16 protein-coding genes are annotated in these 16,255 nt (G+C 71.5%); 9 read left to right on the top strand and 7 right to left on the bottom strand.

All coding sequences use genetic code 11. The annotated features are described in order from the left end of the window. Positions 1-203: 203 nt before the first annotated feature. The 5 genes from ACFQ7Q_RS27295 (at position 204) to ACFQ7Q_RS27275 (ending at position 5,234) form a co-directional block, all read left to right on the top strand. Complete coding sequence (locus tag ACFQ7Q_RS27295) at positions 204-893, top strand: LuxR C-terminal-related transcriptional regulator (RefSeq protein WP_383559618.1); 690 nt, start codon at positions 204-206, stop codon at positions 891-893. Between the two features lie 118 nt (positions 894-1,011). Continuing rightward, complete coding sequence (galT, locus tag ACFQ7Q_RS27290; RefSeq protein WP_383559616.1) at positions 1,012-2,055, top strand: galactose-1-phosphate uridylyltransferase; 1,044 nt, start codon at positions 1,012-1,014, stop codon at positions 2,053-2,055. Beyond that, a complete protein-coding gene (gene galE / locus ACFQ7Q_RS27285; protein ID WP_383559615.1) occupies positions 2,052-3,032 on the top strand; it encodes a UDP-glucose 4-epimerase GalE in 981 nt (326 codons plus the stop codon). The genes galT and galE overlap by 4 nt, the downstream gene beginning before the upstream one ends. Next, positions 3,029-4,168, top strand: a complete 1,140-nt coding sequence (gene galK, locus ACFQ7Q_RS27280; protein WP_383559614.1) for a galactokinase — start codon at positions 3,029-3,031, stop codon at positions 4,166-4,168. Before galE ends, galK begins: the two co-directional genes overlap by 4 nt. Positions 4,169-4,460: 292 nt before the next feature. After that, on the top strand, positions 4,461-5,234 hold the full coding sequence (locus tag ACFQ7Q_RS27275) for a LuxR C-terminal-related transcriptional regulator (RefSeq protein ID WP_383559612.1): 774 nt from the start codon (positions 4,461-4,463) through the stop codon (positions 5,232-5,234). Here ACFQ7Q_RS27275 and ACFQ7Q_RS27270 read toward each other — a convergent pair. Then, positions 5,193-5,690, bottom strand: coding sequence for a MarR family transcriptional regulator (locus tag ACFQ7Q_RS27270; protein WP_361853527.1), 498 nt, complete (start codon positions 5,688-5,690; stop codon positions 5,193-5,195). The two genes, ACFQ7Q_RS27275 and ACFQ7Q_RS27270, sit on opposite strands and share 42 nt — an antisense overlap. A 131-nt stretch (positions 5,691-5,821) precedes the next feature. Here ACFQ7Q_RS27270 and ACFQ7Q_RS27265 point away from each other — a divergent pair, with 131 nt between their 5' ends. Further along, entirely contained in the window at positions 5,822-6,664 is an 843-nt protein-coding gene (locus ACFQ7Q_RS27265; RefSeq protein WP_383559610.1) for a trans-aconitate 2-methyltransferase, read from the top strand. 90 nt (positions 6,665-6,754) lie between these two features. Here the strand turns inward: ACFQ7Q_RS27265 and ACFQ7Q_RS27260 are convergent, their stop codons facing one another. Then, positions 6,755-7,429, bottom strand: a complete 675-nt coding sequence (locus ACFQ7Q_RS27260; protein WP_383559622.1) for a TetR/AcrR family transcriptional regulator — start codon at positions 7,427-7,429, stop codon at positions 6,755-6,757. Then, on the bottom strand, positions 7,429-8,397 hold the full coding sequence (locus tag ACFQ7Q_RS27255; RefSeq protein ID WP_383559608.1) for an acyl-CoA desaturase: 969 nt from the start codon (positions 8,395-8,397) through the stop codon (positions 7,429-7,431). The genes ACFQ7Q_RS27260 and ACFQ7Q_RS27255 overlap by 1 nt, the downstream gene beginning before the upstream one ends. Positions 8,398-8,692: 295 nt before the next feature. Between ACFQ7Q_RS27255 and ppc the strand changes: the two genes are divergently transcribed. Further along, positions 8,693-11,422 (top strand): phosphoenolpyruvate carboxylase, encoded by a 2,730-nt coding sequence (gene ppc / locus ACFQ7Q_RS27250; protein ID WP_383559606.1) that lies wholly within the window; start codon positions 8,693-8,695, stop codon positions 11,420-11,422. 67 nt (positions 11,423-11,489) lie between these two features. Here ppc and ACFQ7Q_RS27245 read toward each other — a convergent pair whose 3' ends face one another. The 4 genes from ACFQ7Q_RS27245 to ACFQ7Q_RS27230 all read right to left on the bottom strand — a co-directional run bounded on the left by ACFQ7Q_RS27245 (position 11,490) and on the right by ACFQ7Q_RS27230 (position 14,117). Further along, positions 11,490-12,209 (bottom strand): LPXTG cell wall anchor domain-containing protein, encoded by a 720-nt coding sequence (locus ACFQ7Q_RS27245; protein ID WP_383559604.1) that lies wholly within the window; start codon positions 12,207-12,209, stop codon positions 11,490-11,492. A gap of 126 nt (positions 12,210-12,335) precedes the next feature. Then, positions 12,336-12,779 (bottom strand): hypothetical protein, encoded by a 444-nt coding sequence (locus ACFQ7Q_RS27240; protein WP_383559601.1) that lies wholly within the window; start codon positions 12,777-12,779, stop codon positions 12,336-12,338. Between the two features lie 39 nt (positions 12,780-12,818). After that, complete coding sequence (gene pth, locus ACFQ7Q_RS27235) at positions 12,819-13,415, bottom strand: aminoacyl-tRNA hydrolase (RefSeq protein ID WP_383559599.1); 597 nt, start codon at positions 13,413-13,415, stop codon at positions 12,819-12,821. Positions 13,416-13,517: 102 nt separating this feature from the next. After that, positions 13,518-14,117, bottom strand: a complete 600-nt coding sequence (locus tag ACFQ7Q_RS27230) for a 50S ribosomal protein L25/general stress protein Ctc (RefSeq protein ID WP_383559597.1) — start codon at positions 14,115-14,117, stop codon at positions 13,518-13,520. Between the two features lie 249 nt (positions 14,118-14,366). Between ACFQ7Q_RS27230 and ACFQ7Q_RS27225 the strand changes: the two genes are divergently transcribed. Both ACFQ7Q_RS27225 and ACFQ7Q_RS27220 read left to right on the top strand, forming a co-directional pair. Beyond that, positions 14,367-15,326 (top strand): LysR family transcriptional regulator, encoded by a 960-nt coding sequence (locus ACFQ7Q_RS27225; RefSeq protein ID WP_383559596.1) that lies wholly within the window; start codon positions 14,367-14,369, stop codon positions 15,324-15,326. Continuing rightward, the gene (locus tag ACFQ7Q_RS27220) at positions 15,308-16,192 is read left to right on the top strand and encodes a serine hydrolase (protein ID WP_383559620.1); all 885 of its coding nucleotides are present in this window, start codon (positions 15,308-15,310) and stop codon (positions 16,190-16,192) included. The genes ACFQ7Q_RS27225 and ACFQ7Q_RS27220 overlap by 19 nt, the downstream gene beginning before the upstream one ends. The last annotated feature ends 63 nt before the right edge of the window (positions 16,193-16,255 follow it).

Raw genomic sequence — 16,255 nt, 5'->3', positions numbered from 1 at the left:
CGTCGACGATGTCGATGCGCCGGGCCGTCCGTGTTCCCCGGGACTGACGTGCCGCCAGGAGGGCTCCGGGCAAGGCGATTTCGGCCCGTGGGTGGCATTCCGTCGGAGTTCGGGAACGTATGCCCCCAGGAGCGTGTAGTTTGCCGGGTCATCGGAGTGCTGGGGCCGGGGGACGGCACCAGGGGGGGATAAGGGGTTGCTCGATGGGCGTGCGGCTCATGGTGGTCGACGACCACAGACTGCTCGCCGAGGCGCTGGCCTCGGCATTGAAACTGCGCGGGCACCGGGTGCTCGCGGCGGCCGCCCCGGTGGCGGGCGCCGCGGAGCTGGTGGTGAGCCGGGCACCGGAGGTGTGTCTGCTCGGTACGGCCGCCCCGGCCGAGCCGGGCGTCTTCGACCCGATCGTGCGGATCAAGCGCGAGCGGCCACAGGTGGCCGTGGTCGTGCTCGGCCCGGTGCCGTCGCCTCGCGGGATCGCGGCCGCCTTCGCGGCCGGCGCGTCCGGGTACGTACGGCACGACGAGCGCATCGAGGGCGTCGAGCGGGCGCTGATAAAGGCGCGGTCGGGGGAGACGGCGGTGGCGCCGCAGCTCCTCCAGGGGGCCTTCGCCGAGCTGCTCAATCCGGCGGTCCAGCCGGACGACGAGGGGCAGCGGCTCCTTGGAATGCTGACGCCGCGGGAGGTCGAGGTCCTGGTCCGGGTGGCGGAGGGGGAGGACACCCGGCTGATCGCCGCGGGCATGGGCATCGCCCCGAGCACGGCGCGGACGCATGTCCAGCGGGTCCTGATGAAGCTGGGCGTCGGTTCCCGTCTGGAGGCGGCGGCGCTCGCCGCGCGAACGGGCCTTCTGGACCACGCGCCCGTGCCGGGCGCTCGGAGGGAGCACCCCTAGGGGCCGCGCGCCGCGCCCGAGGAACCAACGCGCACAAAGCGCCCTGAGCGTTGACTGTCGATGTTTGGTTGTGGTTCCTTGTGCGTGGTTCTGTTGAGTTCCCCGCTGAGGACGCCTTGTGAAGAAGACCGTCACCACGCTCGCCGACGGGCGTGAGCTCATCTACTACGACGCGCGGGGCGACGCCGTCCGCGACGGCGTCGACGCGCGGCCCCTCGACCCCGTCTCCTCCCGCTCCGAGATCCGGTACGACGCGCTCCTCGGGGACAACGTCGTCATCGCCTCGCACCGGCAGGCGCGGACCTATCACCCGCCCGCCGACGAGTGCCCGCTCTGCCCCTCGGCGGACGGGCGGCAGAGCGAGATCCCGGCCCCGGACTACGAGGTCGCCGTCTTCGAGAACCGCTTCCCCTCCCTCGCCGGGGACGCCGGGCGGTGCGAGGTCGTCTGCTTCACCTCCGACCACGACGCGTCCTTCGCCGACCTCACCTCGGAGCGGGCCGCGCTCGTCCTCGACGCCTGGACCGACCGGACCGCCGAGCTCGCCGGGCGGCCCGGCGTCGAGCAGGTGTACTGCTTCGAGAACCGGGGCGCCGAGATCGGCGTCACCCTCGGCCACCCGCACGGCCAGATCTACGCCTTCCCGTTCACCACCCCCCGTACCGCCCTCCAGCTGCGCAGCGCCGTCGAGCACCGGGCCCGCACCGGACGCAACCTCTTCGACGACCTCGTCGCCCGCGAGCGAGCCGACGGCGTCCGGGTCGTCCTGGAGAGCGAGCACTGGATCGCCTTCGTGCCGTACGCCGCGCACTGGCCGTACGAGATCCACCTCCACCCGACACGCCGGGTGCCCGATCTCCGGGCTCTCGACGAGGCGGCGCGCACAGACTTCGCACAGATCTATCTGGAACTGTTGAGGCGCTTCGACCGGATCTTCGGTCCGGACGAGCCGCCCACGCCGTACATCGCCGCCTGGCACCAGGCGCCGTTCACCGGCGCGGACCGGGAGGAGTTCGGGCTGCACCTGGAGCTTTTCACCGTCCGGCGGGCGCCCGGCAGACTGAAGTACCTCGCGGGCACCGAGTCCGGCATGGGCGCGTTCATGAACGACGTGCCGCCGGAGGCGGCGGCCGAGCGACTCCGAGAGGTGGCGACCACATGAAGGCTGTGACATCCAAGTACCTGGTGACAGGCGGAGCGGGGTACGTGGGAAGTACCGTCGCCCGGCATCTGGTGGAGGCGGGCCACGAGGTCACCGTCCTCGACGACCTCTCCACCGGCTTCGCCGAAGGCGTCCCGGCCGGCGCCGAGTTCGTCGAGGGCCGCGTGCAGGACGCCGGGAAGTGGCTCGACGGCTCGTACGACGGCGTGCTGCACTTCGCCGCCTTCTCCCAGGTCGGCGAGTCGGTCGCCAGGCCGGAGAAGTACTGGGAGAACAACGCCGGCGGGACGATGGCCCTGCTGGCCGCCATGCGCGCGGCGGGCGTGCGCAAGCTGGTCTTCTCCTCCACGGCCGCCACCTACGGCGAGCCGGAGTCCGTCCCGATCACCGAGACCGCGGCGACCGCCCCGACGAGCCCCTACGGCGCCTCCAAGCTGGCCGTGGACCACATGATCGGCGGCGAGTGCGCCGCCCACGGCCTCGCCGCGGTCTCGCTGCGCTACTTCAACGTGGCCGGCGCGTACGGCGCCTGCGGCGAGCGTCACGACCCCGAGTCGCACCTGATCCCGCTGGTCCTGGAGGTCGCCCTCGGGAAGCGCGAGGCGATCAGCGTCTACGGCGACGACTACCCGACCCCCGACGGCACCTGCGTCCGCGACTACATCCATGTCGCGGACCTCGCCGAGGCCCATCTGCTCGCGCTCGACGCCATGACGCCCGGCGAGCATCTGATCTGCAACCTCGGCAACGGCAGCGGCTTCTCCGTGCGCGAGGTCGTCGAGACCGTCCGCGAGGTGACCGGGCACCCGGTCCCCGAGGTGACGGCCGCGCGCCGGGCCGGCGACCCGGCCGTGCTCGTCGCCTCCGCGGAGGCCGCGCGCGAGCGGCTCGGCTGGATTCCGACCCGCCCGGACCTGGCGGACATCGTGCGCGACGCGTGGGCGTTCGCGAGAGAGCGGGAGCGGGGACGCGGATGAGCGTGGCGGGCGAGTTCGAAGCGCTGTACGGGAAGGCGCCGGAGGGCGTCTGGGCCGCCCCCGGGCGGGTCAACCTGATCGGTGAGTACACCGACTTCAACGAGGGCTTCGTGATGCCGCTGGCCCTGCCCCACAGGGCCGTGGCAGCCGTGTCCCGGCGTGACGACGGGGTGCTGCGCGTGCACTCCGCCGATGTCGAGGGCGGGGTCGTCCAGCTCGCCGTCGATGCCCTCGAACCGCTGTCCGGCACGAGCTGGGCGGCCTACCCGGCCGGAGTCGTCTGGGCGCTGCGCGAGTCGGGCCACCCGGTCACCGGGGCGGACGTCCATCTCGCCTCGACCGTCCCGACCGGCGCGGGGCTGTCGTCCTCGGCCGCCCTGGAGGTCGTCACCGCGCTCGCCCTGAACGACCTGTTCGGGCTCGGTCTGACCCGTCCCGAACTGGCCGTTCTCGCCCAGCGCGCGGAGAACGCCTTCGTCGGAGTCCCGTGCGGGGTGATGGACCAGATGGCGTCCGCCTGCGCGGACGAGGGCCACGTGCTCTTCCTGGACACCCGCGACCTCTCGTACCGCCAGGTGCCCTTCGACCTCGCCCCGCGGGGGCTGCGGCTGCTCGTCGTGGACACCCGGGTGAAGCACGCGCTCGGGGACGGCGCGTACGCGGAGCGGCGCGCCGGGTGCGAGGCCGGCGCGCGGGCGCTCGGCGTGCGCACGCTGCGCGAAGTTCCATACGTGCAACTGCCCGATGCTCTCGCGCGTTTGAGCGACGAATCGGTTCGTCGCTATGTCCGCCACGTCGTTTCGGACAACCACCGGGTCGAGCGGACCATCGCTCTCCTCGACTCCGGGGACGCGCGGGCGGTCGGCCCGGTCCTCACGGAGGGCCATGCCTCGCTCCGGGACGATCTGCGCGTCTCCTGCCCCGAGTTGGACCTGACGGTCGAGGCGGCGAACGCGGCCGGCGCGCTCGGGGCGCGGATGACGGGCGGCGGCTTCGGCGGCTCGGCGATCGTGCTGGTGGAGGAAGAGGCGGCCGACGTCGTGGCCGCGGCGGTGGAGAAGGCGTTCGCCGAGGCCGCGCTCACCGCCCCGAGGATCTTCCCCGCGGTGCCCTCGGAGGGCGCGCGACGGATCTGAATGCCCGGAAAGCACCTCTCAATTGTCGACTTCCGTCGCGATCGGACACATGCGGCACAGCTGTACCGAGGTGTTCGGCCACTTCTGCGAATCGGCTTCCGCTGCGGCGCCCCGCCCGTACTCTGATGCACAGCACCGGTGGGGGCCGGTGCTGATCAGGGGGCGAGACCAGTCGGGTACGGCGCCCGGGACGGGGTAACAGTCACTGCACGGCGGCGGCCGTGCGATCGACGGACCCCCGTCCCCGGCGCCGTACCCGCGCCGGTCCATTCCTCGACACTTGGGGGTGTCCGTGGGTCGTATCCGGGTTCTGGTGGTGGACGACCACCGCATCTTCGCCGAGTCGCTGGCGGCCGCCCTCGCGGCGGAGCCGGACGTCGACGTGTCCGCCGCGGGCAGCGGTCCCGCGGCCCTGCGCTGTCTGGACCGCGCGGCCGCCGAAGGGCGCCGGTACGACGTGATGCTGGTCGACGCCGACCTCGGCGCGGCCGTCGGGCCGACGGCGTCGGTCGCGGTGGCCCGGGCCGTACCGGATCACGGAGAGGGCGTCGTCGACGGCATCTCGCTGGTCGCCGGGGTCCGTTCGGCCCAGCCGGCCGTCCGCACGGTCGTGCTCGCGGAGAAGGACGACGCCCACCGGGCCGCCCTCGCGCTGCAGGCCGGTGCCTCGGGATGGGTCGCCAAGGACTGCTCGCTGCAGCGCCTGCTGGCCGTGATCCGCGGCGTCCTGCGGGACGAGACGCATCTGCCGCCCGCCCTTCTCACCGGCGTCCTGCGGGAGCTGACGGCGGCCCGGAAGCACCGCACCGAGAGCGAACAGCTGGTGGAGTCGCTGACCCCGCGCGAGCGGGAGGTGCTGCGCTGCATGGTGGCGGGTCTGGGGCGCAAGGCCGTGGCGGAGCGGCTCTTCCTCTCCCCGCACACGGTCCGTACGCACATGCAGAACGTGCTCGGAAAGCTGGGCGTGCACTCCACGCTCGCCGCGGTCGCCCTGGCGCGCCGGGCCGGAGTCGGCCCCGCCGAGCTAGCCGGGGATGTTGTCGAACGGGGCGGTCAGCTGGCGTAGCAGCCCCGCCAGTTCGCCCCGCTGGGCACGGGAGAGCTGGGCCAGGATGGCGCGCTCCTGGGCGAGCAGCCCGGCGAGCGCCTGGTCGGCCCGGTCGCGGCCCTCGGGGGTGAGGCGGACCAGGACCCCGCGCCGGTCGCTGGGGTCGGGCAGCCGCTCGACCAGGCCCTTCTTGGTGAGCCGGTCGATGCGGTTGGTCATGGTGCCCGAGGTGACCAGTGTCTGGGTGAGGAGCTGGCCGGGGGAGAGCTGGTACGGGGCGCCGGCGCGGCGCAGCGACGTGAGGACGTCGAACTCCCAGGGCTCCAGCTGATGCTCGGAGAAAGCGAGCCGACGGGCGCGGTCGAGGTGGCGGGCGAGCCGTGAGACGCGGCTCAGCACCTCGAGCGGTTCCACGTCGAGGTCCGGGCGCTCGCGGCGCCATGCAGCGACCAGCCGGTCGACCTCGTCCTCCATGTCGATCAGTGTAGAGGGTCTGTTGACATAAAGTCTCTTGACGTCAAGATATATTCGGCTGGACTATGGGGAAGGACCGGGCCGGAACCCTGTTCCGCTTCGGCAACTCGTTCCAGCAAGGGGGCTCGAACATGCATTCCGCACCATCCTCTGCGTCCGCGGCACCGACATGGGACCCGCAGCAGTACCTCCGTCACTCCGGCCACCGCGCCCGACCCTTCCTCGACCTGCTCGCCCGAATACCGCACCTCCCCACCGGTGACCGTCCCGCCCGGATCGCCGACCTCGGCTGCGGCCCCGGCAATGTGACCGTCCTGCTCGCCGACCGCTGGCCCGACGCCCACATCACCGGCTTCGACCTCTCACCGGACATGCTGGAACGCGCCGAGAAGGACTGGGCCGGCACGACGGCCGGCGGCGGCTGGCTGGACTTCCGGCGCGCCGACGCGGCCCACTGGACTCCCGACGAGCCCTACGACCTGATCGTCTCCAACGCCGCCCTCCAGTGGGTCCCCAACCACCCCGAGTCCTTCGCCCCCTGGATCGACGGCCTCAAGCCGGGCGGAACGCTCGCGTTCCAGGTCCCCGGCAACTTCACCTCGCCGAGCCACGCCCTGCTCGGCGAACTCTGCGACGCCCCGCAATGGCGCGACCGCCTCCACGGAGAGGGTCGCCGCTTCGTCCATGTCCTCGATGCGGCCGACTATCTGAACCGTCTTGCCGACCTCGGCTGCGAGACCGACACCTGGGAGACCACCTACTCACAACTCCTCCTGGGCGAGGACCCGGTCCTCGACTGGGTCAAGGGCACCGCCCTGCGCCCCGTACTGACCGCCCTCGAAGGCGACCAGGAGGCGACGGACGCCTTCCTCGCCCAGTACCGCGACCTGCTGCGCGAGGCGTACCCGCCGGGGCCGCACGGCACGGTCTTCCCCTTCCGCCGCATCTTCGCCGTCGCGACGAAGCCGCGGTGACGAAGCCGAGCTCGACCACGGCCCGGTTACGCACGGGCGCCCCGCACCTGAGACCAGGTGCGGGGCGCCCGTGACCGCCGAACCGATACGTCAGCTCTTGCGATGCCCTATCAACCGCGGCTTCTGCTCCAGGCCGTCCAGGCCGTGCCACGCCAGGTTCACCAGGTGCGCCGCGACCTCCGCCTTCTTCGGCTTGCGGACGTCCAGCCACCACTGACCCGTCAACGCGACGCTGCCCACCAGCGCCTGCGCGTACAGCGGCGCCAGCTTCGGGTCGAAACCGCGGGCCTTGAACTCCAGACCCAGGATGTCCTCGACCTGCGTGGCGATGTCACTGATCAGCGAGGCGAACGTGCCGGTCGACTGCGCCACCGGCGAATCACGGACCAGGATCCGGAAACCGTCCGTGTACCGCTCGATGTAGTCAAGGAGAGCGAAGGCCGCCTGCTCCAGAAGCTCGCGCGGATGGCCCGCGGTCAGCGCCCCGGTCACCATGTCGAGCAGCTGGCGCATCTCCCGGTCGACCACGACCGCGTACAGCCCCTCCTTGCCGCCGAAGTGCTCGTACACCACCGGCTTGGAAACCCCGGCCTTCGCCGCGATCTCCTCCACCGACGTGCCCTCGAACCCCTTCTCGGCGAAGAGCGTCCGACCGATGTCCAGCAGCTGTTCCCGGCGCTCCGCGCCCGTCATCCTCACCCGTCGGCCACGCCGAGGCTTGTTCTCGCTGCTGCTGGTACCGCCGTCGATCGCCACGTTCTCCATCATGCCGCGTCGACGGGCTCGCCCCGGCGTCGGGCTTCGATCCGGGAGGCGTTCGGCCAGCGCACGTCGTAGGCCCAGCCCAGCTGCTCGAACCAGCGGATCAGCCGCGCGCTGGAGTCGACCTGGCCCCGCAGCACACCGTGCCGCGCCGAGGTCGGGTCCGCGTGGTGCAGGTTGTGCCAGGACTCGCCGCAGGACAGCACCGCCAGCCACCACACGTTGCCCGAACGGTCCCGGGACTTGAAGGGGCGCTTGCCGACCGCGTGACAGATCGAGTTGATCGACCACGTCACGTGGTGCAGCAGCGCGACCCGCACCAGCGAACCCCAGAAGAACGCGGTGAACGCGCCCCACCAGGACATCGTCACCAGACCGCCGACCACCGGCGGGATCGCGAGGGACAGCGCCGTCCAGAAGATGAAGTCACGGGAGATCCGCCGGATCGCCGGGTCCTTGATCAGATCGGGCGCGTACTTCGCCTGCGGCGTGCGCTCCTCGTCGAACATCCAGCCGATGTGTGCCCACCACAGCCCCTTCATCAGGGCCGGCACGGTCTCGCCGAAACGCCACGGCGAGTGCGGGTCGCCCTCCGCGTCGGAGAACTTGTGGTGCTTGCGGTGGTCCGCCACCCAGCGCACCAGCGGACCCTCCACCGCCAGCGAGCCCATGATCGCGAGCGCGATCCGCAGCGGCCGCTTGGCCTTGAAGGAGCCATGGGTGAAGTAGCGGTGGAAACCGATCGTGATGCCGTGGCAGCCGATGTAGTACATCGTCACCAGCAGGGCCAGATCGAGCCAGGACACGCCGCCCCAGCTCCAGGCCAGCGGCACGGCCGCGACCAGGGCGATGAAGGGCACCGTGATGAACAGCAGCAGCGTGATCTGCTCGATCGATCGCTTTTTGTCCCCGCCGAGCGTGGCGGAGGGCAGGGCCTGTTCGGTTTCGAGCATCTCGGTACTTGCGGTCATGGGTGTCCCCTGGGGATGAAGGGATGAGGGATGAAAGTGAGCGGAACGGGACGAAAAGAGGGCGTGGCTACGCCTCCGTAACCTACGGCGACGTAAGTATGGCAGCGCGGTGGCGCGCGGCAAGAGGGCGCAAGAGGGGCCAGGACGTGTGCGGCGGATCAGGGCCGGGTCCGCGGAACACGCCCTAGCGAGGTGTCCAGGGAATGGACACCTATCCTGTGTGCGTCGGACAGCGCGGTCCGCAAGCCTCCAGTACCCCTCCAGACGTGCTCAAACACTGCAAGGAGCCGCACCTGTGAGCAGTGCCGACCAGACCCCCACCGCCAGCGCCGAGCTGCGTTCCGACATCCGCCGACTGGGCGATCTGCTGGGCGAGACCCTCGTCCGGCAGGAGGGACACGACCTTCTCGACCTCGTCGAGAAGGTCCGCAGCCTCACCCGCGAGAACACCGAGGCGGCCGCCGAGCTGCTCGGCGAGACCGACCTGGAGACCGCCACCAAGCTGGTGCGCGCCTTCTCCACGTACTTCCATCTGGCGAACGTCACCGAGCAGGTCCACCGCGGCCGCGAGATGCGCGAGAAGCGCGCCGCCGAGGGCGGACTGCTCGCCCGCACCGCCGACATGCTCAAGGACGGCGACCCGCAGCACGTCCGCGACACCGTACGGAACCTCAACGTACGGCCCGTCTTCACCGCGCACCCCACCGAGGCCGCCCGCCGCTCGGTCCTCAACAAGCTGCGCCGGATCGCAGCGCTCCTTGAGACCCCGGTCATCGAGGCCGACCGGCGCCGCCACGACCTGCGGCTCGCCGAGAACATCGACCTCATCTGGCAGACCGACGAGCTCCGGGTCGTCCGCCCCGAGCCCGCCGACGAGGCCCGCAACGCCATCTACTACCTCGACGAGCTGCACGCAGGCGCCGTCGGCGACGTCCTGGAGGACCTCGCCGCCGAGCTGGAGCGCGTCGGCATCGAGCTGCCGGCCGGGACCCGCCCGCTGACCTTCGGCACCTGGATCGGCGGCGACCGCGACGGCAACCCCAACGTCACCCCGCAGGTGACCTGGGACGTCCTGATCCTCCAGCACGAGCACGGCATCACCGACGCCCTCGAACTCGTCGACGAGCTGCGCGGCTTCCTCTCCAACTCCATCCGCTACGCGGGAGCGACCGAGGAACTCCTCACCTCCCTCCAGCGCGACCTGGAGCAGCTCCCGGAGATCAGCCCCCGCTACAAGCGGCTCAACGCCGAGGAGCCGTACCGGCTCAAGGCCACCTGCATCCGCCAGAAGCTCGTCAACACCCGCGAGCGCCTCGCGAAGGGCACGCAGCACCAGGAGGGCCGCGACTACCTCGGCACCTCCGAGCTGGTCCACGACCTCGCCCTGATCCAGACCTCGCTGCGCGAGCACCGCGGCGCGCTCTTCGCCGACGGCCGGATGGACCGCACCATCCGCACCCTGTCCGCCTTCGGCCTCCAGCTCGCCACCATGGACGTCCGCGAGCACGCCGACGCCCACCACCACGCCCTCGGCCAGCTCTTCGACCGGCTCGGCGAGGAGTCCTGGCGGTACGCAGACATGCCGCGCGACTACCGGCAGAAGCTCCTCGCCAAGGAGCTGCGCTCCCGCCGCCCGCTCGCGCCGACGCCCGCCCCCCTGGACGCCGCCGGCGAGAAGACCCTGGGCGTCTTCGGGACCGTCAAGGAGGCCTTCGAGCGCTTCGGCCCCGAGGTCATCGAGTCGTACATCATCTCGATGTGCCAGGGCGCCGACGACGTCTTCGCCGCCACCGTCCTCGCCCGCGAGGCCGGACTGCTCGACCTGCACGCCGGCTGGGCCAAGATCGGCATCGTGCCGCTCCTGGAGACCACCGACGAGCTCAAGGCCGCCGACGTCATCCTCGACGCGATGCTCGCCGACCCCTCCTACCGCCGCCTCGTCTCGCTCCGCGGCGACGTGCAGGAGGTCATGCTCGGCTACTCCGACTCCTCCAAGTTCGGCGGTATCACCACCTCGCAGTGGGAGATCCACCGCGCCCAGCGCCGACTGCGCGACGTCGCCCACCGCTACGGCGTACGGCTCCGGCTCTTCCACGGCCGTGGCGGCACCGTCGGCCGCGGCGGCGGCCCCTCGCACGACGCGATCCTCGCCCAGCCCTGGGGCACCCTGGAGGGCGAGATCAAGGTGACCGAGCAGGGCGAGGTCATCTCCGACAAGTACCTCATCCCGTCCCTGGCCCGGGAGAACCTCGAACTGACCGTGGCCGCCACGCTGCAGGCCTCCGCCCTGCACACCGCGCCGCGCCAGTCCGACGAGGCCCTCGCGCGCTGGGACGCGGCCATGGACACCGTCTCCGACGCCGCCCACACCGCGTACCGCAAGCTCGTCGAGGACCCGGACCTGCCGTCGTACTTCTTCGCGGCCACCCCCGTCGATCAGCTCGCCGACCTTCACCTCGGCTCCCGGCCCTCCCGCCGCCCCGACTCCGGCGCGGGCCTCGACGGACTGCGGGCCATCCCGTGGGTGTTCGGCTGGACGCAGTCCCGGCAGATCGTCCCCGGCTGGTACGGCGTCGGCTCCGGCCTCAAGGCGCTGCGCGAGGCCGGCCTCGACGCGGTCCTCGGCGAGATGTACGAGCGGTGGCACTTCTTCCGCAACTTCCTCGCCAACGTCGAGATGACGCTGGCCAAGACGGACCTGCGGATCTCCCGCCACTACGTCGACACGCTGGTGCCGGACGAGCTGAAGCACGTCTTCGCCACCATCGAGGCGGAGCACGCGCTCACCGTCGCCGAGGTCCTGAAGGTGACGGGCGGACAGAAGCTGCTCGACTCCAACCCGGTGCTCCAGCAGACCTTCGCCATCCGCGACGCCTACCTGGACCCGATCTCCTACCTCCAGGTCGCCCTGCTGGCCCGCCAGCGCGCCGCGGCCGAGCGCGGCGAGGAGCAGGACCCGCTGCTCGCCCGTGCGTTGCTGCTCACGGTGAACGGTGTCGCGGCGGGTCTGCGCAACACCGGCTGACCTGACCGCGCGTACGACAGTGCCCCCGCCGGAATCCCTTCCGGCGGGGGCACTTCGTGTACGGGGATCAGTGCTGCTGGCCCCTGCGGCGACGCGTCACCATGAACGCACCGGCGCCCGCGAGGGCGACGGCAGCGGCGGCGATGATGCCGACGGGGGCGCTGGAACCGGTCTCGGCCAGGTCGCCACCGGTGCCGCCGGTGGTGTCGCCCGGCTCACCCGGGGTGGTGGCGGAGGGGGACTCGGAGGCGCCGGGGGTCTCGGTGCCGGGGGTCTCCGTACCGGGGGTCTCGGTGCCCGGCGTCTCGGTGCCGGGGGTCTCCGTGCCCGGAGTCTCCGTACCGGGGGTCTCGGTGCCGGGGGTCTCGCCGGGCGGGCAGTCGGTCTTGAAGACCTTGTGCTTCGCACGGCCGTTCTCGCCCTCGAAGTTCCAGAACAGCTTGTACTGGCCGTTCGGGAGGGTCATGTCCACCGTGCGCTCGTGACCGTCGGCGTCGAGCGTGATCAGGCCGGTCTTGACCGTGGTGCCCTTGTCCTGCTCGTTGTTCGCCCACGCCTCGATGTGCCAGTTCACCTTCTGGCCGGCGTCGAAGCCGAAGGCGTCGATGTAGAAGGAGCAGACCTTGGGCTCGTTCTTACGGAGCTCCTCGCCGGTCTTCGAGTCGTGGATCTTCACCGTGCCGTTGTCGCCCTTGGGCTTGCCCGAGGCCGAGGCCGCCGGGGCAAGGATCAGCGAGCCCGCTACGGCCGCGACCAGCGCGCCTGCGGGAATGAGGGATCGTCGCATGTGCAGTCGTCCATCTGGGAGATGAGAGGGAAGCCGTGGGGGGCGGCGAGGGCAGCCTAGCCGTCTCTTTAAGCCATCCTTAACCCATGGCTTGATAACAATCCCGCCAGCCCCTCCCGTTATGGGTCACAACGCGAAGAACGTCCCAACCAGCAGCAGTCCACCCGCCGCCGCCAGCGACCACGCCGTCCGCGTCAGCCGCAACCCGCCCCCGACGAGCGGCGCCGCGAGCAGCAGCGCCCCGCCCAACGGCAGCCAGGCATGCAGGCCGCCGCCCCAGCCCGTCCGCACGGCCTCCGTCGTACCCGGCTTCACCACCACCGGCACCGTCTGGCCCTTCTCGGCCGCCACCGAGCGGTCGATCGTCAGCGTGGCGTGCGGCGAAGGCGGACCGTCCGGGACATAACGGCCGCTGCACGTCTCATCGTTGCAGCCGGTCACCGTCAACGTGCCGTGCTCGCGGCCCTTGGAGAGCAGGATGTGCTGCGCCGAACCCCAGGACGACCACGCCCCCGCGACGAGGAGCAGCAGGGCGACCAGGGCCATGGCGGCGTTACGGGCGTGCGTCATGACCCGCGATCGTACAGTCGTACTGATCCGGCGCGTCGATCAGGAGTTGTACGCGGACTGCGCGCGCTCCAGACCCTCCGCCACCAGGCACTCGACGGAGTCCGCCGCCCGGTCCACGAAGTAGTCGAGCTCCTTGCGCTCCGTCGACGAGAAGTCCTTCAGGACGAAGTCCGCGACCTGCATCCGACCGGGCGGACGGCCGATGCCGAACCGCACCCGGTGGTACTCGGCGCTCATCGCCTTCGTCATCGACTTCAGACCGTTGTGGCCGTTGTCGCCGCCACCGATCTTCAGTCGCAGCACCCCGTAGTCGATGTCCAACTCGTCATGGACCGCCACGACGTGCGCCGTCGGCACCTTGTAGAAATCGCGCAGCGCCGTCACCGGGCCGCCCGAGAGGTTCATGTACGACATCGGCTTCGCGAGGATCACGCGGCGGTTCGCGGGCCCGGGAGGACCCATGCGGCCCTCGACCACCTGCGCCTGCGCCTTCTGCGCCCGCTTGAACTTCCCGCCGATGCGGTCCGCGAGCAGATCCACGACCATGAAGCCCACATTGTGGCGGTTCGCGGCGTATTCGGGGCCCGGGTTGCCGAGACCGACGATCAGCCAGGGGGCGTTCGCGTCGTCCGTCATCGTGGGACGTCTCCTCGTCTGCGTACTACTGGGCGGGGAACAGGGGAACGGGGTGGCGGGCCGCAGCCCACCACCCCGTCCGCGTCAAGCAGAGCCTACGGCTCAGGCCTCGGCGCCCTCGGCCTCGGCGGCCTCACCCTCGGCCTCGGCGGCCGGCTCCTCGGCCTGCGCGGCCAGGACCTGCAGCACGACGGCGTCGGCGTCGGTGGACAGCAGCACGCCGTTCGGGAGCGAGATGTCCTTGGCGAGGATGGAGGCGCCGGCCTCCAGGCCCTCGACGGAGACCGTGAGGGCCTCGGGGATGTGGGTGGCCTCGGCCTCGACGGAGAGCGTGTTCAGCACGTGCTCCAGCAGGTTGCCACCGGCGGCGAGCTCGCCCTCGGCCTGGACCGGGATCTCGACCGTGACCTTCTCGCCACGCTTGACGAGGAGCAGGTCGACGTGGACCAGGTAGCCCTTGATGGCGTCACGCTGGACGGCCTTCGGGATCGCCAGCTCGTTCTTGCCGTCGATGTCCAGGGACAGCAGGACGTTCGGGGTACGCAGGGCGAGCAGCAGCTCGTGGCCCGGAAGCGTCACGTGGACCGGCTCGGTGCCGTGGCCGTAGACGACGGCGGGAACCTTGTTCTCGCGACGGATGGAACGGGCCGCACCCTTGCCGAACTCGGAACGAACCTCGGCGGAGATCTTCACCTCGGACATATGCACTCCTCGTAAGCAGAAACAGAACAGTGTGGCTACCCGGCCACGACTGGCCTGCTACGAAGAGCGCGTCGATAACGGACCGCCGCACCTCACCGGTACGGCCTCCCTCGCCGAGCAACTACGGCAGTCTACTCGCCACACGCCGCCCCACCCAATTGGATCACCCGGACCACCCGCCGGCTCCCTCCCCGACCACCGGACCCGATCACCGAGGCGGCGACGGCCACCTGCCTATCCTTGCCGCCCATGGACCTGCTGCTGCACCTGCGGTACTTCCGGACAGTCGCCGAGGAGGAACACTTCGGACGCGCCGCCGAACGCCTGCGCATGGCCCAGCCCTCCCTCTCCCAGCGCATCCGGCGCCTCGAACGGGAACTCGGCGTCCGCCTCCTCGACCGCTCCAGCCGCGGCACCACCCTCACCCCCGCCGGCCGCCTCGTCCTCACCGAAGCCGAACACCTCCTCACCGCCGCCGACCGGCTCACCGCCACCGCCGCCCGCGTCCGCAACGGCCAGGCCGGCACCCTCCGCGCCGCCGTCCCGCCCCGCCTCGGCGCCGCCGCCGTCGGCGCCCTCCTCATCGCCTTCCGCGACCGCTCCCCAGGCGGCGACCTGGACCTCCGCGAACTCTCCAGCGCCCGCCAGACCGCCGAACTCGCCGCCGGCACCCTCGACGTCGGCGTCGTCCGCCACCCCTGCCCCGCCCCCGGCCTCGCCTTCGGCCCGCTCCTCCACCAACCCCTCGGCGTCCTCCTGCCCGACACCGACCCCCTCGCCGCCCTCCCCGAGATCCCCGCAGCCGCCCTCACCGGCCGCGACCTCGTCCTCTTCCCCCGTGCCGAAGCCCCCGCCCTCCACGACGAGACCCTCACCACCTGCGCACGGCACGGCTGCACCCCCGGCACCGTCCACGAGGCATCAGGCCCCGACTTCACCCGCGGACTCGTCCTCTCCGGAGGAGCCGTCGCCCTCGAACCCCGCTCCCCGACCGAACCCGGCACCGTCTGGCGCCCCCTGCGCGACGACCCCGTCACCTGGCGCACCTCCACCGCCTGGCCCCAGGACCGCGACGGACCCGCCGTACGCCTCTTCGCCGACACCGCCCACGAAACCCTCCGCGACCACGCCGGCATGACCACCGAATCCCCCACCGGCGCATCCGCCAGGATCCTCTTCCCCCGCCCCGCATCGGAGTTCCCCCTGTGACCCCCACAGCCCGCACACGCATCACCGCGGCCTTCACCGACGCGGGCGTCACCGGACAGCTCCACGCCACCGACATCGACACAGGCACCACGATCACCGTCGGCGCCGACCTCGAAAGCCCCACCGCCAGCGTCCACAAGCTGTGCGTCCTCGCCGCCCTCTACCGACAGGCGGCCCACGGCCGCATCGACCTGCGCCGACCCGTCGACATCCCCGCCGAAGGCCGCTCGCCCGGCGCCACCGGCCTCGCCGCCATGCGCGACGCCGCCCGCCTCTCCCTCCGCGACCTCGCCGGCCTCGCCGTCGCCGTCAGCGACAACACCGCCGCCGACCTCCTCATCGACGCCATCGGCCTCGACACCGTCAACCGCACCATGACCGACCTCGGCCTCACCCGAACCATCGCCGTCCACACCATGCGCGAGCTGTACGCCACCCTCCACGAGGACGCCGGCGGCACACCCGCCGCCCTCACCGACCCCACCGTCGTCGCCCGCCTCCGCGCCCTCGACCCCACCCGCACCAACCGCTCCACAGCCCGCGAGATCGCCGCCCTCCTCGCCGCCATCTGGCGCGACGAGGTATGCACGGGCGAGCACGCGCGGGAACTCCGCGCCGTCCTCGGACTCCAGGCGTGGAGCCACCGCCTCGCCGCCGGATTCCCCTTCGACGACGTCCGCGTCAGCGGCAAGACCGGCTCCCTGCCGACCCTTCGCCACGAAGCCGGAGTCGTCGAGTACCCCGACGGCGGCCGTTACGCCGTCGCCGTCTTCACCTGCGCCGCCGCGACGACGGTGACCCTCCCGACGGCGGACGCCGCCATCGGCAAGGCGGCGCGGATCGCGGTGGACGCGCTCAGGGCATGAGGGCGCGCGGGGCGCGGGGAGGCGGGCGTCAGGGCATGAGAAAGGCCCGCCTCCCGAAGGGGA

The organism is Streptomyces sp. NPDC056527 (assembly GCF_042794475.1).
Taxonomy (GTDB): domain Bacteria; phylum Actinomycetota; class Actinomycetes; order Streptomycetales; family Streptomycetaceae; genus Streptomyces.
The sequence above is the reverse complement of the archived record's forward strand: the minus strand, read 5'-3'. Positions and strand labels throughout refer to the sequence as shown.